Below are 21,127 nucleotides of genomic sequence, written 5' to 3' on the forward strand. Positions count from 1 at the left end.
CGGCGACCGCGACCGCTGATATGCGGGCGCGATGACGAAAAGAACCTTGCCCGAGCTTCCGGTATCCGCCGTGCTGCCGGCGCTGAGCGAAGCGCTCGGCTCCGGCACCAGCGCCGTGCTTGTGGCGCCGCCCGGTGCCGGCAAGACGACGTTGGTGCCGCTGGCTCTGCTCGATGTGTCCTGGCTGGGTGCCGGCAGGATCGTCCTGCTTGAACCGCGCCGCCTCGCCGCCCGCGCTGCCGCCCGCCGCATGGCTGAACTTCTCGGCGAGGAACCCGGCGCCACCGTCGGCTATGCCATGCGCATGGAGAACCGGACCTCGGCCCGGACAAAAATCCTGGTCGTCACCGAGGGCGTGCTGGCGCGCATGATCCTCGACGATCCCGAATTGCCCGGTGTCTCGGCAGTGATCTTCGACGAATTCCACGAGCGCTCGCTCGACGGCGATTTCGGCCTGGCTCTGGCGCTGGACGTGCGAGGCGCGCTGCGTGCGGACCTGCGGCTGCTGGTGATGTCGGCGACGCTTGACGGCGCGCGTGTCGCCAAACTGCTGTCCGGCGCGCCGGTGATCGAAAGCGAAGGCCGCGCCTTTCCCGTCGACATCCGCTACGACGAACGGCCGGCCGGCGTCCCGATCGAGGATGCGGTGGCCAAGGCGATCCGCTCGGCACTCGTCGACGAGAGCGGCAGCGTGCTTGCCTTCCTGCCTGGTCAGCGCGAGATCGAGCGTACCGCCGAGCGGCTGGCCGGCAAGCTCGGCGCCGACACCGATATCGTGCCGCTCTATGGCCAGCTCGACGGCAAGGCGCAGGACGCGGCGATCAAGCCGGCGGCGTCAGGCCGCCGCAAGGTGGTGCTGGCGACCTCGATCGCCGAGACCTCCATAACCATCGATGGCGTGCGCGTCGTCATCGATTCCGGCCTGTCGCGGCTGCCGCGCTATGAGCCGGCCAGCGGCTTGACCCGGCTGGAAACCGTGCGTGTCAGCAGAGCCTCCGCCGACCAGCGCGCCGGCCGCGCCGGGCGCACCCAACCGGGCGTCGCCATCCGGCTGTGGCGCGCCGAGCAGACGGCGGCATTGCCCGCCTTCACGCCGCCGGAAATCCTCGAAGCGGACCTTTCCGGCCTGCTGCTCGACTGCGCCGCCTTCGGCGTTGCCGATCCGTCGGCGCTGGCCTTCCTCGATCCGCCGCCGGCGCCGGCGCTCAACGAGGCAAGGGCGCTGCTGCGCGCGCTGGATGCTATCGACGAAGCCGGGCGCCTGACCGAAGCGGGTATGGCGATGCGCAAGCTCGCTTTGCCGGTGCGGCTGGCGCATATGGTGGCCGAGGCTGCGAAGAGCGGTCATGCCGGCGAAGCGACCATGCTTGCGGTGTTGCTCACCGAACGCGGTCTTGGCGGCGACGCCGCCGATCTCGAACGGCGGCTGATGCGCTTTCGATCTGAACGGTCGCCGCGCGCCACCGCGGCACGGCAGCTCGCGGAGCGGCTGGCGCGGCAGCTCTTACCCTCCCCCTCGAGGGGAGGGTCGGCGAGCGAGCAGAGCGCAGTGACGCGAGGGAGACGGGGTGGGGTCGCCGATGGCGTGCCCGAACCGACCCCACCCCGATCCGCATTGCGGATCGACCCTCCCCACAAGGGGGATGGTAGCAGCGCCGGCTCCCTCCTCATCCAGGCCTGGCCGGACCGCGTCGCCAAGGCGCGTGGCGAACGCGGGCGCTTCGTGCTGGCCAACGGCTCCGGCGCCATGCTCGACGCTGCCGACCCGCTGGCGGGCGAGCCGTTTCTGGTCGTCGCCGACCTGCAGGGCAAGGCGCAGAATGCGCGTATCGCGGCCGCCGCGGCCATAAGCGAAGACGACATCCGCTCGGCGCTGGCCGACCGGATCGAAACGCGCCGGCAAACGAGCTTCGACCGCGAGCGCCGTGCCGTGCGCGTGCGCGAAACCGTGCGCCTCGGCGCCATCACGCTTGCCGAACGCATGCTGCCGGCTCCTTCGGGCGCCGATGCGGACCGCGCCATAACAGACGCCTTGCGGGAACACGGGCTGTCGCTGCTGAGCTGGAGCAAGGAAGCCGAGACGCTGCGCCAGCGGCTGTCCTGGCTGCATCGTGGCCTCGGGTCGCCCTGGCCCGATATGTCGGATGAGGCCCTTATCGAGCGCCTCGACGACTGGCTGCTGCCGTTCCTGTCAGGGGCTGCATCCTTTGCCGCCATCGATCCCGGTATTGTCTCGGCCGGGCTGATTTCGCTGGTGCCGCACGACCTGCAGCGCAAGGTCGAGGCGCTGGCGCCGACCCATTTCGACGCGCCGTCGGGCAGCCATGTGCCGATCCGCTATGACGGCGAATGGCCGGTGCTGGCGGTTCGCGTCCAGGAACTGTTCGGTCTCGACCGCCATCCCTCGATCGCCAACGGCACGGTGCCGCTGACGCTCGAGCTGTTATCGCCGGCGCACCGGCCGATCCAGACGACGCGCGACCTGCCCGGCTTCTGGCGCGGCTCCTGGGCCGACGTGCGCGCAGACATGCGCGGCCGCTATCCCAAGCATGTCTGGCCGGAAAACCCGCTGCTCGCCGCCGCCACCGCCCGCGCCAAACCGCGCGGGACCTAGCGTTTGCCCTCTCGCGGCTGTAATCCATGGCAATGATCAACGTTTTGCGTTCGCCCGATTTCCAGCAGAGCCAGAGACTGCGCCTCAACACGCTGATCCGGCTGCGTTGGCTGGCTATTGTCGGCCAGAGCGTGACGGTGCTCGTCGTCGCCTATGGCCTGAAGTTCCCGTTGCCGGTCAGCCTGTGCTTCGCGCTGATCGCCTGTTCGGCGTGGATGAACCTGTTCCTGGCCTTCCGGTTTCCGGCGGCGCACCGGCTCACGCCGTTCGCCGCCTTCGGCATCCTCATCTTCGACAGCCTGCAGCTTGCCGGCCTGCTCTACATGACCGGCGGCCTGACCAACCCGTTCTCGCTGCTGATGACCGTGCCCGTCGTGATTTCGGCGACATCGCTGCCCTTGCGCCTGACCGCCATCCTCGGCGGGCTGGTGATGATCGCGGCGACCTTGCTTGTGTTCATCCATCTGCCATTGCCCTGGTATGAGGGCGCGCCGCTGGTGATGCCCTTCCTCTATGTCGCCGGCATGTGGATGGCGGTGCTGTCCTCGATCGCCTTCACGGCGATCTATGCCTTCCGGGTGGCCGCCGAAGCGCGGCTTCTGGCCAATGCGCTGGCCGCCACGGAACTGGTGCTGCAGCGCGAGCAGCACCTTTCGGCGCTCGATGGCCTGGCCGCTGCTGCGGCGCATGAGCTCGGCACGCCGCTCGCCACCATCACGCTCGTCGCCAAGGAGATGGAAAAGGCGCTCGGCAGCGACCCGAAATACGCGGAAGACGTGAAGCTGCTGCGCTCGCAGAGCGAGCGCTGCCGCGAAATCCTCAAGCGCCTGACCAGCCTGTCGTCAGAGGGCGAGGCGCACCTTTCCCGTTTGCCGCTGACCTCGCTGGTCGAGGAGGTCACCGCGCCGCATCGCGACTTCGGCATTTCGATCAAGCTTCGCCCCGGCGAACGGACCGGGCCGGAGCCGGTCGGGCGCCGCAATCCGGGCGTCATTTATGGCCTCGGCAACCTTGTCGAGAACGCCGTCGATTTCGCCCGCAAAAGCGTCACCGTGAGCTGGAACTGGGACGAGGCGACCGTCACCTTTTCGATCATCGATGACGGGCCCGGTTTTCCGGCCGAGATCATCGACCGCATCGGCGAGCCCTATATGTCGACGCGCCAGGGCACGGAAGCCGGCGGTGGCCTCGGGCTCGGCCTGTTCATCGCCAAGACGCTGCTCGAACGCTCGGGCGCCACACTCGACTTCCGCAATTCGAGCGGCCTGGGCGAGGGCGCGGTGGTGCAGATTTCGTGGCCGCGCAGTGTCTTCCTGAACCCGGAACTGGCCCCGGCGACGATGTTTGACACTGCGTGAATTGGACAATAGCGGCGCAAAACTATATCTGCGTAAAATTAAGGCAGCAGGAATTTTTGAGACCATGACAGGCGATGAAAATATTGGCGCAATGGTTGAAGGCGAGGATACCTCGCTTCTGATCGTCGATGACGACAAGCCGTTCCTCACCCGTCTTGCCCGCGCCATGGAAACCAGGGGCTTCGTGGTCGAGACCGCCGAAAGCGTCGAGGAGGCCGTGGGCAAGGCGCGCGCCAATCCGCCGGCCTACGCCGTGGTCGACATGCGGCTCGGCGATGGCAACGGCCTCGACGTCGTGGCCGCCATCCGCGAGAAGCGCGAGGATTCCCGCACCATCATCCTGACCGGTTACGGCAACATCGCCACCGCCGTGACGGCGGTGAAGCTCGGCGCCGTCGACTATCTGTCGAAGCCCGCCGACGCCGACGACATCTTTGCCGCCCTGACCCGCACCTCGGGCGAACGCGCCGCGCCGCCGGAAAACCCGATGTCGGCCGATCGCGTGCGCTGGGAACATATCCAGCGCGTCTATGAAATGTGCGAGCGCAACGTCTCCGAGACCGCGCGCCGGCTCAACATGCACCGCCGCACGCTGCAGCGCATACTGGCCAAGCGCGCGCCGCGCTAAACAGAGCTTCGTCATCCTTGGGCGTAGCGACGCAAAGCGGAGCGAAGACCCAAGGATCCATGCCGTGACACCAGACGTGGAGTGCAACGGAAGAGATCTCGGTACCGCAGCAGCGCTCTGAAGTCACGGCATGGATCCTATGGTCTGCGCCGCGTCGCTTCGCTCCTTGCTCCGCCATAGGATGACGAAGCGACGGGCGTTCCAGCTAATCGTCGAGGCACGTCATCGGTCAATGTGAAGTCATACAGACTTAGGAAATCAGAAGTCTTGCGACGCCGGCGACGCTTGCTCATCATTGTGGCAATAGGAACCCGGCCGCCAGGCCAAGCAACGGTGGATACATGCGCGACGAGCGGCAAAAATCGGTCTTCCGCGAATTTCTCGACAGCGAGGCGGCAGGCGGCATCATCCTGATGGTGGCGGCAGCGCTGGCGCTGATCGTCGCCAACTCGCCGCTTTCCGAAACCTACTTCTCCGTTCTCCACGCCTATCTCGGCCCGCTCAGCGTGTCGCACTGGGTCAATGACGGGCTGATGGCGGTGTTCTTCCTGCTCGTCGGGCTGGAGATCAAGCGCGAGATGCTGGATGGCCAGCTTTCGACCTGGCCGCGCCGGGTTCTGCCCGGGATAGCGGCGGCCGGCGGCATGCTGGTTCCCGCGCTCGTCTATGTCTTGATCAACCGCAACAATGGTCCGGCATTGTCCGGCTGGGCGATCCCGACCGCCACCGACATCGCCTTCGCGCTCGGCGTGCTGTCGCTGCTTGGCAGCCGGGTGCCGGCCTCGCTCAAGGTGTTTCTCACCGCGTTGGCCATCATCGACGACCTCGGCGCCGTCATCATCATCGCCATCTTCTACACAAGCGGCCTGTCGCTGGCCTATCTCGGCTCGGCCTTTGCGGTCATTGCCGTGCTCATCGTGCTCAACCGCATGCGGGTGATGACGCTGGTGCCCTATCTCGTGCTCGGCGCCATATTGTGGGTGCTGGTGCTGAAATCAGGTGTCCATGCAACACTTGCGGGCGTTGCGCTGGCGCTCACCATTCCGCTCGAACGCTCCGCCGGCATCAGCCACGATCTCGACCATTCGCCGCTGCACCGGCTCGAGCATGGCCTGCACAGGATCGTGCCGTTTTTCGTCATCCCGATCTTCGGCTTCGCCAACGCCGGCGTTTCGCTCGCCGGCTTGAGCCTCAGTGCGCTGATCGAGCCCTTGACACTGGGCGTCGCCGCCGGCCTCGTGCTCGGCAAGCTGGTCGGCGTCTTCGGCTCCTCCGCACTTGCCATCCGGCTCGGCCTTGCCGATCTGCCTGCCCATGCCGGCTGGTCGCACATGATCGGCATTTCGCTGCTCTGCGGCATCGGCTTCACCATGAGCCTGTTCATCGGCCTGCTTGCCTTCGCCGGGGATGTCGCGCTGCAAGACGCCGTCAAGGTCGGCATCCTCGCCGGCTCCTTCATCGCAGCCATCCTCGGCGCCGCCGTGCTTTTGATGGCGCCGGCCGCTGAAAGAGTGGAGGAGGGTGAGGAGTAGGGTTCTTCCAGACGGCGCGCTGCCGCAAACGTCGATAGCTACTCGCTCTCCCCCTCCAGCGCCGGCACCGACACGCCCGCCAGCTCCGCCGCCAGCAGCCGCGCCGCACCGGCCCGCGCGATGCGCAGCATCAGCGCCTTGCGCGTTGCCGCCGCCATGCGATGCTCCGGCGCGTCGCGCAGGATCTCGGCGCCATAGCCGTCGGAGAGGATGAAGCCGCACTCCTGCGGAAAGATCTCCGAGGGCACGCCGGGATGGGTGGCGAAGAAGAAGCGGTCGGAATGCAGCCGGTAATCGGGCCATTTTCGGTCGACTTTGAAATCCTCGATCGACGATTTGATCTCGATGATCCAGATATCGCCCTGCCGGGTCAGCGCCACCAGGTCGGCGCGGCGGCCGGTGGCCAGCGACAGCTCAGGCAGCACATGCGCGCCCATTTTCTTGAGCAGCCGCTGCACGCCACGCCGCACCAGCATGGCGCGTTCGGACTGGCGACCATCGATGAGCGGGTTGAGCGGAATCGGCGAGATGATCGGCATGGCAGGCACCATGCCAGATTTTGTTCACGTTTTGAACCCCCTTGTGCCGGGCGATTGCCAACTCGCGAGACCACGGCCCGCCCTTCCAAAAGGCGGGCCGTTCGCGTTAGGATTGCAGTTCCTGCTTGGGGAAGGGGGCTATGGTTTCGCGAGGTGTCACGGTTGATCTGATTTTTACCGCTGCAGCGGGCGTCGCTACTATCGTGTGCGTGCTCTTGGCTCAAAGGTACAAGGTCAAGCGGTCACTTCTTATCCGCTTGTTTTTCCTGATTATGTTTGCGACGATTTTGCTGGGAATGCAGGTGGCAGTCGCTCTCGGGGTTTATGTTCCGGCCCCATAGGCAACCCGTTAGTTCACCGGCCCTGTCCCGTTCCACCGGATGAACGGCGCATCCTTTGGCGGACGCTACCCAGCCGTAGGGGAATGGCTACAGGCCATGTAGAAGACCTCCGGTACCGCAAGACGGGGCGAGCATCGCTATTCCTTGGCTTCTTTTTCGGGCGATCGTCTGGATGCATCCACCAATCACAATGGCTGGCGGAATGGCCGGCGCAGTTTGGCTTTGGGTTTAAGGGGGGCTGCGCCGGCCATTGCGGGTCTGGGCTTTGGGTATGATCGTCCCCGCATCGATCAATCTATACGTATATTAGCAATCGCGCAAATAAGACTGAAGTCCCTTGTTCCACGGTGCTGCGTCGAGCCGGCGCTTCGACAAGTCGCCGACCGCGAAGCGAGCGCTGGTCGGCCGAACCCGGCGCTTGCCCTCAGGCGGACTGTGAAACGGCCCTGTCGCCGGGCAAAGCGGCTCCCGCCATATCATCAAGGATCGGGCAGTCCGGCCTGCTGTCGCCATTGCAGGAGTGAATCAGTTTTTGCAGGGTCGAGCGCATCGACTGCAGCTCGCGCACCTTCTCCTCGATCGCCGTGACATGGGCGGCGGCGATCTCGCGCACGTCGTGGCTGGCGCGGCCGCGATCCTGGTAGAGCGCCATCAGTTGGCGGCAATCGTCTATGGAAAAGCCGAGATTGCGCGCGCGTCGCAGGAAGGCCAGCCGGTGGATGTCGTCGCCGGAATAGTCGCGATAGCCGTTGGCGGCCCGCGCGGGGGCGATCAGGCCGATCTCCTCATAGTAACGGATGGTCTTGGCCGGCAGGCCTGAACGGTTGGCGGCGTCGCCGACATTCATGGCTGGGTACCTCGATTTTGCGGCCTGCGATTCAGGCCCATTGAATTTCCTTCACAATCCGGTGAAGGCTGTTGCCGAAATGCCATAGTTATACGCTTACCGGCAGGTAAGGTCCTGGATATAGGCATCGTGTGCTTGGCAAGCAAAGCAAATGCCAGCATGAATGATGGCGATAAAGCGGCCGACTCGAGCCGCTAAGTTTGGCAGGGCACCGGATCATCTCATGCGCATGAAGTCGCTTGCAATAATCGCCGCGTTGGCGCTGTCCACGGCTATCGCCGGTTGCAGCACCATTGGCGGGCAGATATTCTCCAACGACTATGGCGCGGTGACCGATGCTGGTTACCAGCTGCCGCGCATTCCGATCGAGAAGGTGCCCTCGAAGTATCATCGCCAGGAAGTCAGCTACGACACCAAGGAAAAGCCCGGCACCATCATCGTCGATACGCAGAACAAGTTCCTCTATTTCGTCGAGGACGACGGCCGGGCGATCCGCTACGGCATCGGCGTCGGCCGCGAGGGTTTTGAGTGGCACGGCACCGCCCATATCGCGATCAAGCGCGAATGGCCGACCTGGACGCCGCCTTCCCAGATGATCAGGCGCCAGCCGGAGCTTGCCAAGTTCGCCGGCGGCATGGACCCTGGTCTGAAGAACCCGCTCGGCGCGCGCGCCATGTATCTGTTCAACAAGGGCGGCGACATGGGTTACCGACTGCATGGCAGCCCGGAATGGAACTCGATCGGCAAGGCGATGTCGTCGGGCTGCATCCGGCTGATGAATCAGGACGTCATCGACCTCTACGACCGCGCCGAGGTTGGCGCCAAGGTCATCGTCCTCTGACCGTGATCGCAGGGATCAAGGTTAAACCTGTTCGTACGCGGACCGTCTAGGCAACAATGGACGTCCTAAAACAGAAAACCGGGCAATTCGGCCCGGTTTTTTGTTGTTTGCGGTTGAGATGGTGTCCCGTGCGGAGCGATCAAGCGACCTGTTCGACCTGCTGCACTTCAGGCACGAAATGGCGAAGCAGGTTCTGGATGCCGTGCTTCAGCGTCGCCGTCGATGACGGGCACCCAGCGCAAGCGCCCTTCATGTGCAGGAACACCGTGCCGTTCTCGAAGCCGCGGAAGGTGATGTCGCCACCATCCTGGGCCACCGCCGGGCGCACCCGCGTGTCGAGCAGTTCCTTGATGGTGATGACGAGTTCCTCGTCCGCCTTGTCGTAGAATTCGCCGGTCTGGCTGGTCTCGGCGGCCGGGCCGGTCTTGGCCATGACCGGCGCGCCGGACATGAAATGCTCCATGATGGCGCCGAGGATCGCCGGCTTCAGATGCTGCCAGTCGGGACCGTCCTTGGTCACGGTGACAAAGTCGTAGCCGAAGAAGACGCCGGTCACGCCGGGAATCTCGAACAGCCGGCCGGCCAGCGGCGAGGCCGTTGCCGCACTGTCGGCATCGCGAAAATCGGCCGTGCCTTCGAGCAGCACTTCCTTGCCGGGCAGGAATTTCAGCGTCGCCGGATTGGGCGTCGATTCGGTCTGGATGAACATAGCCGTCTCCGTGCCCGTTTCGGGCAGATAGTTTGGAATAGTTCTAAATAGGCTCTATCGGCGCGACATTCAAGCGAAACGCATCGCCCGAAAGGCCGGCTAACGGAATGTTTTTTGCGGCTCCACTTTGAGGTGTATTGAGATTCAGGTCAGGCCGCGCCGAAAATGGTGGATTCCGAGAACCGGAGCGGAGCGTACTTTTCGTACGTGAGCACCGGCCTACGCCGGCCATAGCCTTAGCTCCATCATCACTATCATGGATGCTTCGGCCGGCGAAGGCCGGAAGCGCAGGAAACCGCCGTTTGCAGGCCGGCATCACCTGAATATCAATACACCTCAGGCGAGGCTGTCGATCTCCTCATCGGAAAGGTTTTGCGGCACGACCGTGACCGGGATCGGGAAGGCCGCACCCTTGCCGGCCACTGCGCCGACCAGCGGTCCGGGCCCTTCCTTGCCGGCGCCGGCCGCCAGCACCAGGATGGCGATATCCTGGTCTTCCTCGATCAGCCTGTGGATCTCTTCCGTCGGTTTGCCCTCGCGCACCACCATCTCCGGCTCGATGCCGAGCTTCTGGCGTACCTTGTTGGCGTGGCCGTCGAGGGCCGCGCGCGCTGTTGCCATCGCCTCTTCGCGCATAATCTTCTCGACGCCCAGCCAGTGCTGGAAATCGTCCGGCACGATGACATAGAGCAGCACCAGCGTGCCGCTCGTGCTCTGCGCCCGCTTCGAGGCGTAGGCGACGGCGCGCTCGCATTCCGGCGTGTCGTCGATGATCGCCAGGAATTTCCTGCGATGACCGGCTTCGCGGCTGAGGCGTTTTGAGACCATGTCTATCTACTCGGCATCGCTTCGGCCGCAATCTGCCACCACGGCAGACCGGCGGCAAGCCGCCGACCTTGGGCCAGTGTGGTGCGGTGCACTGACGATCGGGGTCAGCCCTGCAGCAGCCCGATGATGTCGCGCACCGTCTTCATCGTCGCCCGCGCGAGCACGCCGGCGCGTTCGCCGCCGTCCCTGAGCACGGCGTCGACATAGGCGCGGTCGCCCTGGATGCGGCGCATCTCGCCGGCGATCGGCGCCAGCTTCTCCACTGCGAGATCGGCCAGCGCCGGCTTGAACACGGAGAATTGCTGGCCGCCGAATTCCTTCAGCACGTCGGCCTTCGACATCTCGGCCAGCCCCGCATAGATGCCGACCAGGTTTTCGGCCTCGGGCCGGCTTTCCAGCCCGTCAACTTCGCTCGGCAAGGCTTCCGGATCGGTCTTGGCCTTGCGGATCTTCTTCGAGATGGTGTCGGCATCGTCCGTCAGGTTGATGCGCGACAGGTCCGACGGGTCCGATTTCGACATCTTCTTCGACCCGTCACGCAGGCTCATGATGCGCGCCGCCGGGCCGCCGATGACCGGTTCGGTGATCGGGAAGAAGCCGTTCACCGTCTCCTCGCCAACCTGCATCTCAACGCCGACGCCAAGGCTGGCGATGCGGCTGGAAAAATCATTGTTGAACTTCTGGGCGATGTCGCGGGTCAGCTCCAGATGCTGCTTCTGGTCCTCGCCCACCGGCACATGCGTGGCGCGGTACAGGAGGATGTCGGCAGCCATCAGGGAGGGATAGGCGAGCAGTCCCAGCGAAGCATTCTCGCGGTCCTTGCCGGCCTTGTCCTTGAACTGCGTCATCTTGTTCATCCAGCCGATGCGCGCGACGCAATTGAAGATCCAGGCGAGTTCGGCGTGCTGCATCACCCGCGACTGGTTGAAGACGATGTGCTTCTTCGGGTCGATGCCGGAGGCGAGGAAGGCAGCGGTGATCGAGCGCGTCTGGTCGGCAAGATCGTCATAAACGAGCTGCGCGGTCAGCGAATGCAGGTCGACGACGCAGTAGATGCAATCGGACGTTTCCTGCAGGGCGACGAATTTCTTGATGGCGCCAAGATAGTTGCCGAGGTGCAGATTGCCGGTCGGCTGGACGCCGGAGAAGACGAGTGGCTTGAAGGCGGACATGGTTTCCTCATGGCTTGTGGAGGGCCGTATAAGCATGATTCCAAAAAGTTGCAGACCTTTTTGGAGCCAATCATGCGGCTGGAAACCGCGCGCGGCGAAAGTCTTGCGACGGCGCGCTTATGGACGAACACGACGCAACGATCAAGACCGGTGTTTCTGTCTGCTTGACCGGTCTATTCGTCCGATTCGGCCTTGGCGGCTGGTGGCGCTGCCTTGCTCGATCCGCGTTTGACATTGCGCCGGAGCATGCCGAAATCGGCGCCACCGGTGGCAAACGCCGTGATGAAGTAGAGCAGCGCTCCGCCGGCCACCAGCGCCAGCAGCGTCGTCGCCTTGACGACCAGCGGCGAGCCGGGGCCGAGCCTGACGGCCAGCCAGTGCTCGGCGAAATACAGCGCCACCGCCATCACCGCCGCCGACAGCACCAGGCGGGGAATGCGCTTCAGGAGCGGCACGTCGCGGCCCCAATGGCCGCGCCGGATGAGCACGGCAAGCAGCATCAGCGCGTTGACCCAGCCGGCCACGGCCGAGGCGACCGCGATGCCGGGTGCGCCCATCCTGGGAAACAGCGTCAGCGCGGTGGCAACGTTCACCGCCACCGAAATGGCGGCGAAGATCATCGGCGTGCGCGTGTCCTCGCGGGCGAAATAGCCTGGGGTGAAGGCCTTGATCAGAACGAAGGCCGGCAGGCCGAGACCGAAGATTGCCAGGATCGCCGCCACCGTCGGCGTCGAATGGTTGGCGGCGAACGCGCCGCGCTCATAGACCAGCCGCACGATCGGCTCCGACATCACCCAGAGCGCCGCCGCCGCCGGCAAGGTCATGAACAAGGTGAACTCGACGGAGCGGTTCTGCAGATTGGCGGCCTCGATCAGATTGCCTGATTTCAGCGCCCGCGACAGTTCGGGCAACAGCACGATCGCCACCGCCACGCCGACCACCCCCAGCGGCAGCTGATAGACGCGATCGGCGTAAGCCAGCGAGGACACGGCACTGTCTTGCGCAGACGCGATCGCCGTGCCGATCAGCTGGTTGATCTGGGTGATGCCACCGGTGATCGCCGCCGGCAGTGCCAGGATCAGGAGCCGCTTCACGTTCGGCGTCATCTTCGGCCGGCGGAAGCCGATCGAGATGCCGGCGTTGCGCACCGCCACCCAGACGATGGCGAGTTGCACGATGCCCGCCGCCAAAACGCCCCAGGACAGGCTGAAGCCGACTGCATGTGCATCCAGCCCGCGATACCAGGCGTAGCCAAGCACGCTGATCAGGATGATGTTGAGGAAAGCGGGCGCGATCGCCGCCGCGAAATAGCGGCGCAGCGAGTTCAGCATACCGGCCATCATGGCGGCCAGCGACATGCAGATGAGATACGGGAACATGATCGTCGCCAGTGCGACGGTCGTTTCGAACTTGCCCGGCGTGTCGGCAAAGCCCGGCGCCACCAGGTAGCGCACGATCAGCGGCATCGCCAGTTCCATCGCGATGGTCAGTGCCAGAAGCGCCGAGAACAGCACCCCGAACACTTCCTCGGAGAAGCGCTTGGCGCCGTCGGTGCCGTGCGTCTCGATCTCCTTGGCGAACAGCGGCACGAAGGCCGCGTTGAAGGCGCCTTCGGCGAACAGCCGGCGAAACGTGTTGGGAAACTGGAAGGCGGCGTTGAAGGCGTCGGCCACCGGTCCGGTGCCGAGGGCTGCCGCCATCAGCATCTCGCGGCCGAAACCGAGCGCGCGGCTCATCAGCGTGCCGGAAGCGACCGTTGCGAATTTCTTGACGAGGCTCATGCGTTCGAAGACTGCCTGTGGAATTGGGACAAGGTGAGGATGGCTCTCACTCGGCGGCCGCCTTGGCCTTGCCGCCGCGCTCGGGGGCGATGCCTTCGAGCGTCGCGATAAGCCGGTTGCGGATGGTGGCGATGCGGGCCGGGCTGTCGATCTTCTGGCCGGTGAGGTCGGTGACGTAGAAGGTGTCGATGACCTTTTCGCCGAAAGTGGTGATGTGCGCCGACGCGATATCGAGCGACAGGTCGGACAGCGTGCCGGTGATCTCCGACAGCAGCCCCGGGCGGTCGAGCCCCTCGACCTCGATGACCGAAAAACGGTTCGACAGCGCATTACGGATTTCGGCGCGTGGCGGGATCTTGAACACCTTGGATCCGCGCCGCGGTTTGGTGCGCTTCTCGATCATCTCCGGCAGCCAGCTCTTGCCCGACAGCACGTCCTCGATCAGCCGTCCGACGCGCTCGGCGCGCCGGCGCTCGTCCTCGTCGCGGTCGAATTCTCTGCTGATCAGGATCGTATCCAGGGCGCGGCCGTCCGAGGTGGTGAAGATCTGCGCGTCGACGATGTTGCCGCCGGCGCCGGCGCATGCCCCGGCAATGACCGAGAGAAGACGGGGATGATCCTGCGCCAGAACGGTGATTTCGGTCACCGCTTCGAACTGGTGCGTCTTGACCATGGTGGCGAGCTTTTTGCCCGCCGCGTCCGCCTCGCGGATGAATTCGGCGTGGCGAAGCTGGTCCGGCAGGTCGACGGTCAGGAGATAATTCTCGTAATGCTGGCCGACATAGCGTTTGCGGGCCTTGTCGGGCCAGTCGGCGAGCGCTTCGGCCAGGCGTTCGCGCGCCGCCGCGGTGCGCTTGGCGCGCGACACTTCCGAAAAGCCGCCGGTGAGGAGCAGTTCGGTCTCATAATAAAGTGTGCGCAGCAACTGGCCCTTCCAGCCGTTCCAGACACCCGGTCCGACGCCCCTGATGTCGCAGACGGTGAGGATCAGGAGCATCTTCAGCCGCTCGACCGACTGCACGATCGAGGCGAAATCCTCGATGGTCTTGCGGTCGTTCAGATCGCGGGTCTGCGCCGTCATCGACATGACGAGATGGTTCTCGACCAGCCAGGCGACCGTTTCCGTGTCGACCGCCGACAGCCCCATATGCGGGCAGATGCGCCGCGCGATGCGGGCGCCGGCCTCGGAATGATCTTCCGGTCTGCCCTTGGCGATATCGTGCAGCAGTACGGCGACATAGAGCGCCTCGCGGCTCTTCTTCAGGCCCGGCATCAGCGAATGCGCCAGCGGATGGACCTTCTCGCCATCGCCGCGCTCGATTTCCGCCAGCACGCCGATACAGCGAATCAGGTGCTCGTCCACCGTGTAGTGGTGGTACATCGAGAACTGCATCATGGCGACGATCTTGCCGAAGTCGGGGATCAGCCTGCCCAGCAACCCGGCCTCGTTCATGCGCCGCAGGTTGAGTTCGGCGTTGCGGTCCGATGTGAGGATGTCGAGGAACAGCCGGTTGGCCTCCTCGTCGCGCCTGAGCGACTTGTTGACCAGGCCGAGCGAGCGGGTCAGCAGCTTCAACGCATCGGGGTGGAATTCCAGCCCATGCTTGTCGGCGAACCAGAACAGTCTCAGCAGGTTGACCGGATCGCGTTCGAACACCTGGTCGTCGGCGATGTTGATGCGGTGGTTGTCGACAATGAAGTCGGAGGTGCCGGCGAGCTTGCGCTTGCGGCGCTGGAAGGTGAGAAAGATGCGGTTGAAGCCAGGCACGTGCTTGGCTTGCTCCTCCTCGAGCGCGGCGCAGAAGATGCGGGTGAGGTCGCCGACATCCTTGGCGACGAGGAAGTAGTGCTTCATGAAGCGCTCGACCGCCGACAGGCCGGGATGCGTCGTGTAGCCAAGCCGCTCGGCGATCTCGCGCTGGATGTCGAAATGCAGCCGCTCCTCGGCCTTGCCGGTGAGGAAATGCATGTGGCAGCGCACCGCCCACAGGAAATCCTCGGCTTTCTGGAACTCACGGTACTCGGCCTCGGTGAAGACACCTTTCTCGACCAGTTCCTCGCCGGTGCGCACCCGGTAGAAATATTTGCCGATCCAGAACAGCGTCTGCAGGTCGCGCAGCCCGCCCTTGCCGTCCTTGACGTTGGGCTCGACCAGATAGCGGCTTTCGCCGGCCTTGGCGTGGCGCTCGTCGCGTTCGGCGAGCTTGGCCTGCACATATTCCGGGCCGGTCGTGCGCACCACCTCATGGTCGAAGCGCAGCATCAGCTCGTCATAGAGCTTGCGTTCGCCCCACAGGAAGCGCGCTTCCAGGATCGAGGTGCGGATGGTGATGTCGGTGCGCGACAGCCGCAGGCACTCATCGATGTTGCGGGTGGCGTGGCCGACCTTCAGCCCGAGGTCCCACAGCATGTAGAGCATGTATTCGACGGTTTGTTCGCCCCACGGCGTCTGCTTGTAGGGCAGCAGGAACAGGAGGTCGATATCGGATCCCGGCGCCAGCGTGCCCCGGCCATAGCCGCCGACCGCCACGACGGCCATACGCTCCGCCGAAGAGCGGTTCTTCACCCGGTAGACATGCGTCGCCGCGAAATCGTAAAGCGCCCGGATCAGCTCATCCATCACATGCGACAGCCGCTCGGCACAGGCATTGCCGCCGCCGTCCTGCCTCAGCATGGTCTCGGCGGTCTTGCGGCCTTCGGCGAGCCTGGCCTTGAGAAGCTGCAGGACGCCGGCGCGGGCGACCGGCCCGGAGCCGTCGCCGGCCGTGGCCGTGGTTAGCGCGGTCATCTCGCGGCGCAAGGCTTCGCCGTCGATCAGTTCATCGAGCTTCAGGGAGATTTTCGCCATAGGTATCGGTTGGCCTTGCCTTGTTGGGCGGCGTCTATAGCGCGTTTTCGCGGCGCTGGGTATGGGGCCGGCCGAGAGCCCGGCAAGCGGGCTAGTCCGTCGCCTCGATCGGATCGAGGGGCACGACGATCCGTCGCCGCAGCCTGCAGAAGTCGGCGATCCACCTCAGGGTTCGCCTGGCTTCTCTCCTGATTCTCAGGGATGTCGGCTTCCTCTGCCTTATCATAAGCCCGCTCGCGGTCCGCGCGGCATCCCGTTCATGGTCAAGCAGGCTTGGCAGCCTGTCGCCGACGAACTGGTCTTGCGCGCAAAGCGCGGGAACAAGTTGATAGACAGTCTTGCCGGCTGACACGATGGGGTCGAAGATGAGATCATCGACAGCTATATTGACCTGCGCGGTTGCCTGCAGAAAATCGCGTGCCGTTTGCCGCGAGAGGAGATAGCCCCCAGCTCCCGGATGGCCCTTGCGGAGCCGGACCATGGAAAAACCGTGTCCGGCAGAGGTCCTTCTCCTCTGGATCACTGTTCTGGAGAAGAACGTCTCGAGCTTCACGACGTCGGCGTCTGCCGGCACCCAGCTCGTATCGCCCAGCAGCGCACCGGCCTTGCCGGAGAAGACCATGTCGTCCTCGAACACGGCGCCGTACGGAGCGTCGTCCTGGGCTATGATCGTCCAGCAGGCGCGATGGCTGTGCAGGCAGGCGATCTCGCTGCCGGCAAGGGGCCGGATGGCGTGTATTGCGTGCTGCGGCTGCAACACCAGGTCGGGATGTTGCTTGGTATCGATCCCGGCGACCCGCTCGAACCCAATGCCGATCCGGGTAAACTCCGCCGTCATATGGGCAAGGCGATCCGGAGATCGATCGAGGTTGATGACCAGGAGCTTCATTACTACGCGAAATCACTATCTTGCGGGAGTGGCGGCGCTCTCTAGCACACCCGGAGCCGGTGTCTGCCGACTTTTTTTGGAGGATTTGCGCGCGGTGTTTTTGGAGGGTTTGCGCGCGGTGAATGACAAGTAGCGCCTGAACCACACCTATGTTGGCGAGCTTCCGGCTGTATACAGTTTTGCCAGTCGTCCAATCCGCTATCGGCGCCGATGGGAAACGTCAAAACAGCTCTTGACCTTCCAGTTACTGGAAGCACTACCTCCGGCTCGAAGCAGTTGGATAGAGGCCCTCGGAATGACGCATCCAGATCACGATCATCACGCGCATGGCGGCTGTTGCGCTCCGAAAGGTGCGGCCGTGGATGCGGGCGCGGCAACGCGCGATCCGGTCTGTGGCATGACCGTGGATCCGGCCGCCGGCAAGCCGACCGCAGAACATGGCGGCCGGCTCTATCATTTCTGCAGCGAACGTTGCCGGACGAAGTTCCAGGCACAGCCGGAACAATATCTGACGGCCACCGACCCCGTCTGCGGCATGAGCGTCGACCGGGCCACCGCCAGGCACTTTGTCCGCCACGACGGCCAGGGCTTCTATTTCTGTTCCGCCGCTTGCCAGGCGAAGTTCGAATCGGCACCGCAAACCTATCTCGGCGACAGGCCAGCGCCGGTGCCTGCGCCCAAGGGCACGCAATACACCTGCCCGATGCATCCGGAAATCGTCCGCGACAAGCCGGGCTCCTGCCCGATCTGCGGCATGGCTCTGGAGCCGATGGGCGTACCATCAGGCGATGAAGGGCCAAATCCCGAGCTGGTCGACTTCATCAGGCGGTTCTGGGTCAGCGCGGCTTTGTCGATCCCGCTTCTGTTCATCGCCATGGCGCCGATGCTCGGCCTGTCGCTGGAAGGCCTGATCACGGATCGCACAAAGGTCTGGGTCGAACTGATCCTGGCAAGCCCTGTGGTGCTTTGGGCCGCCTTTCCCTTCTTTCATCGCGGCTGGGAATCGGTTCTCAACCGCAGCCCAAACATGTGGACGCTGATCTCGCTCGGTGTCGGCGCGGCGTACCTCTACAGCGTCGTCGCCACGCTCTTCCCGGACATCTTTCCGCATCAGTTCCGCGATCATGGCGGTGCGGTGCCAGTCTATTTCGAGGCTGCTGCCGTCATTGTCTCACTGGTCTTCCTCGGCCAGGTGCTGGAACTGCGCGCCCGCGAAAAGACCGGATCGGCGATCCGCGCCTTGCTTGATCTGGCGCCGAAGACCGCGCGGCGTATCGCCGAAGACGGCTCCGAGACCGACGTGCCGCTGGACAGTGTCAAGGCCGGCGATCGCCTGCGCATCCGGCCGGGCGATGCAGTGCCGGTCGACGGCACTGTGCTCGAAGGCCGCTCCTCCATCGACGAATCGATGATTACGGGTGAGCCGCTGCCGGTCGAAAAGACCGAGGGCGATGCGCTGACCGGCGGCACGCTCAATAAGAACGGCTCGCTGATCATGCGTGCCGAACGGATCGGCGCCGAGACCACGCTCGCGCGCATCGTCGAGCTTGTCGCCAAGGCGCAGCGCTCGCGCGCGCCGATCCAAGGTCTGGCCGATCGCGTTTCCTTTTACTTTGTCCCGGCCGTCGTCCTTGTCGCGATCGCGGCGTTCATCGCCTGGGCGGTCTTCGGCCCGGAGCCCAGCCTGATCTTCGCTGTCGTCTCGGCGGTCTCGGTGTTGATCATCGCCTGTCCCTGCGCGCTCGGCCTTGCCACGCCGATGTCGATCATGACCGCCACCGGGCGCGGGGCGCATGCCGGCGTGCTGATCAAGGAAGCCGCTGCGCTGGAACGCTTTGCATCCGTCGACACGCTGATCGTCGACAAGACCGGAACGCTGACAGAGGGGCGGCCGAAACTGACCGACGTCATGGCCGCCAACGGCTTTTCCGACGATGAATTGCTGGGGCTTGCCGCGAGCCTGGAGAAAGGGTCCGAGCACCCGCTGGCGGAGGCTGTCGTGGAAGGCGCCGCGGCGCGCGGCGTGCCCGTGGCCGATGCCAGCGGCTTCGAGGCGGTCACCGGCAAAGGCGTTTCCGGTACGGTGTCGGGCAAGACTGTCGCGCTCGGCAACGCCGCGATGATGCACGACCTCGGCATCGACGTTGCCGCCGTTTCGGCCGGCGCGGAAGCACTGCAGGGCGATGGCAAGACGGCGATGTTCGTCGCTGTCGACGGCAGGCTGGCCGGCATCGTCGCCGTCGCCGATCCGGTCAAGGCGACCACCGCCGAAGCGATCAAGGCCCTGCACGACAGCGGCTTGAGGATCGTCATGGCGACCGGCGACCATGAACGCACGGCCAACGCCATCGCCAGAAGCCTTGGCATCGACGAGGTGCGCGCCGGGCTGTTGCCGGAACAGAAGGCGGCCCTCGTCGACGAATTGCGCGGCAAGGGCGCCGGCGTCGCCATGGCCGGCGACGGCGTCAACGACGCACCGGCCTTGGCCAGCGCCGATGTCGGCATCGCCATGGGCACCGGCGCCGATGTCGCCGTCGAAAGCGCCGGCATCACCCTGGTCAAGGGCGATCTCAACGGCATCGTGCGCGCCCGCACGCTGGCCCAGGCGACGATCCGCAACATCCGGCAGAACCTGTTCTTCGCCTTCCTCTACAATGTGCTCGGCGTGCCGGTCGCCGCCGGCGTGCTCTATCCGCTCACCGGCACGCTTTTGTCGCCGATGCTGGCGGCGGCGGCGATGAGCCTGTCGTCGGTGTCGGTGATATCAAACGCATTGCGGCTGAGAACGTTGAAACTCTGATCCAAAGCCCCAAATACGAAACCCCAAGCGACAGGAGACCATGAATGACCTTGGCCAAGAAGCTCGTGCTTTTGCTGATGGCGGCCGGAATGCTGCTCGCCGTCTTCCTCGAAAGCGTTCCGGCGCAGAGCGAAGAGATGAAACACGACATGGCTGGCATGTCCACGGATGCGACCAGCCCGTCGACCGAAGGCTACAAGGCGGCGATGGACAAGATGCATGCCGGCATGATGGCCTCCGAGTATACCGGCAATGCCGACGTTGATTTTGTTAGGGGCATGATCCCGCACCATCAAGGCGCCATCGACATGGCCAAGGTCGAGCTTGCCACCGGCAAGGATCCGGAGATCCGCAAGCTGGCCGAAGCGGTGATTGCCGCGCAGGAAGCCGAGATCAAGCAGATGCAGGATTGGCTCGCCGCGCATCCGGTGAAATAGGTTTTCCCACGCATCGCAAGGCAGCCCGCGGCAAAAGCGCCCTGGATTTCCCGCCAGCCTGTGATGCGATCCGGCCGCAATTGGAGCCTGCCATGTCTTCGAGCGTCAGAACCACCACGCTGCCCTCCGGCGAGACCATACCCGTTCTCGGCCAGGGGACGTGGAAGATGGGCGAGGATTCGCGCCGCCGCGCCGAAGAGGTGAATGCTCTCAAGCTCGGCCTCGATCTCGGCGTCAAGCTGATCGATACCGCCGAGATGTATGCCAGTGGCGGTGCCGAGGAGGTGGTGGCCGAAGCCATTGCCGGCCGCCGCGCAGAGGTCTTCCTGGTCTCGAAAGTTCTGCCCTCGAACGCTTCGCGCGCGGGCGTGCAGCGCGCCTGCGAGAACAGCCTGAAGCGTCTCGCCACCGACCGCATCGATCTCTATCTCTTGCATTGGCCGGGCAGCGTGCCGTTGACGGAGACGGTCGAAGCCTTCGAGGCTTTGAAGAAGGCCGGCAAGATCCGCCACTGGGGCGTCAGCAATTTCGACATCGAGGAGATAGAGGAACTGGCCGGCTTGACCGATGGTGGCAATGTCCAGACCAACCAGGTGCTTTATAATCTCGTCCGGCGCGGCCTCGAGTTCGATCTCGCGCCCTGGAGCCGCAAGCGTGGCATTCCGTTGATGGCCTATTCGCCAGTCGAGCAGGGTACATTGGCCCGCAATCCCAGGCTCGACGCCGTCGCCGCCCGCCACAATGCGACGCCGGCGCAGATCGCCCTGGCCTGGGTGATGCACCAGGAGGGAATCATCGCCATTCCCAAGGCCAGCAGCCAGGAACATGTCCGCCAGAATGTTGCCGCGCTCGACATCAAGCTCACGGGCGAGGATCTCGCCGCTCTCGACCGCGCCTTCCCGCCACCGACGCGCAAGCGCGGGCTGGAGATGATCTAAGGCGATCTCCCCCCTTGAGGGTCCC

16 protein-coding genes are annotated in these 21,127 nt (G+C 64.6%); 8 read left to right on the plus strand and 8 right to left on the minus strand.

From position 1 onward, the window contains the following. The first annotated feature begins 31 nt into the window (after positions 1–31). From hrpB to nhaA, 4 genes are all read left to right on the plus strand, one after another. Positions 32–2,614 (plus strand): ATP-dependent helicase HrpB, encoded by a 2,583-nt coding sequence (gene hrpB / locus JT360_RS14985; protein ID WP_214472431.1) that lies wholly within the window; start codon positions 32–34, stop codon positions 2,612–2,614. A gap of 26 nt (positions 2,615–2,640) precedes the next feature. Further along, a complete protein-coding gene (locus JT360_RS14990) occupies positions 2,641–3,972 on the plus strand; it encodes an ActS/PrrB/RegB family redox-sensitive histidine kinase (protein WP_214472432.1) in 1,332 nt (443 codons plus the stop codon). Positions 3,973–4,036: 64 nt separating this feature from the next. Beyond that, entirely contained in the window at positions 4,037–4,600 is a 564-nt protein-coding gene (locus JT360_RS14995) for an ActR/PrrA/RegA family redox response regulator transcription factor (RefSeq protein WP_010913121.1), read from the plus strand. Positions 4,601–4,941: 341 nt separating this feature from the next. Beyond that, positions 4,942–6,132, plus strand: a complete 1,191-nt coding sequence (nhaA, locus tag JT360_RS15000; RefSeq protein WP_214472433.1) for a Na+/H+ antiporter NhaA — start codon at positions 4,942–4,944, stop codon at positions 6,130–6,132. A 38-nt stretch (positions 6,133–6,170) separates the two neighbouring features. On the opposite strand, the gene JT360_RS15005 is transcribed toward nhaA, so the two are convergent. Both JT360_RS15005 and cueR read right to left on the minus strand, forming a co-directional pair. Further along, positions 6,171–6,671, minus strand: a complete 501-nt coding sequence (locus JT360_RS15005; protein WP_214472434.1) for an MmcB family DNA repair protein — start codon at positions 6,669–6,671, stop codon at positions 6,171–6,173. Between the two features lie 765 nt (positions 6,672–7,436). Next, entirely contained in the window at positions 7,437–7,859 is a 423-nt protein-coding gene (cueR, locus tag JT360_RS15010) for a Cu(I)-responsive transcriptional regulator (protein WP_214472435.1), read from the minus strand. A 223-nt stretch (positions 7,860–8,082) separates the two neighbouring features. On the opposite strand from cueR, the gene JT360_RS15015 reads away from it, so the two are divergent. Continuing rightward, entirely contained in the window at positions 8,083–8,700 is a 618-nt protein-coding gene (locus tag JT360_RS15015; protein ID WP_214472436.1) for a L,D-transpeptidase, read from the plus strand. Positions 8,701–8,839: 139 nt separating this feature from the next. Here JT360_RS15015 and JT360_RS15020 read toward each other — a convergent pair whose 3' ends face one another. The 6 genes from JT360_RS15020 to JT360_RS15045 form a co-directional block, all read right to left on the minus strand. Next, a complete protein-coding gene (locus JT360_RS15020) occupies positions 8,840–9,409 on the minus strand; it encodes a NifU family protein (RefSeq protein WP_214472437.1) in 570 nt (189 codons plus the stop codon). 336 nt (positions 9,410–9,745) lie between these two features. Further along, entirely contained in the window at positions 9,746–10,237 is a 492-nt protein-coding gene (locus JT360_RS15025) for a universal stress protein (RefSeq protein ID WP_214472438.1), read from the minus strand. 104 nt (positions 10,238–10,341) lie between these two features. Beyond that, positions 10,342–11,409 (minus strand): tryptophan--tRNA ligase, encoded by a 1,068-nt coding sequence (gene trpS / locus JT360_RS15030; protein WP_214472439.1) that lies wholly within the window; start codon positions 11,407–11,409, stop codon positions 10,342–10,344. A gap of 173 nt (positions 11,410–11,582) precedes the next feature. Continuing rightward, entirely contained in the window at positions 11,583–13,190 is a 1,608-nt protein-coding gene (gene murJ / locus JT360_RS15035; protein WP_214472440.1) for a murein biosynthesis integral membrane protein MurJ, read from the minus strand. Between the two features lie 46 nt (positions 13,191–13,236). After that, entirely contained in the window at positions 13,237–16,038 is a 2,802-nt protein-coding gene (locus JT360_RS15040) for a [protein-PII] uridylyltransferase (protein WP_214472441.1), read from the minus strand. 91 nt (positions 16,039–16,129) lie between these two features. Further along, a complete protein-coding gene (locus JT360_RS15045) occupies positions 16,130–16,927 on the minus strand; it encodes a glycosyltransferase family 25 protein (RefSeq protein ID WP_214472442.1) in 798 nt (265 codons plus the stop codon). Between the two features lie 295 nt (positions 16,928–17,222). Between JT360_RS15045 and JT360_RS15050 the strand changes: the two genes are divergently transcribed. The 3 genes from JT360_RS15050 (at position 17,223) to JT360_RS15060 (ending at position 21,102) form a co-directional block, all read left to right on the plus strand. After that, positions 17,223–19,727 (plus strand): heavy metal translocating P-type ATPase, encoded by a 2,505-nt coding sequence (locus tag JT360_RS15050; protein WP_214472443.1) that lies wholly within the window; start codon positions 17,223–17,225, stop codon positions 19,725–19,727. A gap of 44 nt (positions 19,728–19,771) precedes the next feature. Then, on the plus strand, positions 19,772–20,164 hold the full coding sequence (copM, locus tag JT360_RS15055; RefSeq protein WP_214472444.1) for a CopM family metallochaperone: 393 nt from the start codon (positions 19,772–19,774) through the stop codon (positions 20,162–20,164). A 92-nt stretch (positions 20,165–20,256) separates the two neighbouring features. Further along, positions 20,257–21,102 carry an aldo/keto reductase gene (locus JT360_RS15060; protein WP_214472445.1) on the plus strand — a complete coding sequence of 282 codons (846 nt, stop codon included), beginning with the start codon at positions 20,257–20,259 and terminating at the stop codon, positions 21,100–21,102. The last annotated feature ends 25 nt before the right edge of the window (positions 21,103–21,127 follow it).

It is taken from the genome of Mesorhizobium sp. dw_380, assembly GCF_018588885.1.
In the GTDB taxonomy this organism is placed as follows: domain Bacteria; phylum Pseudomonadota; class Alphaproteobacteria; order Rhizobiales; family Rhizobiaceae; genus Mesorhizobium.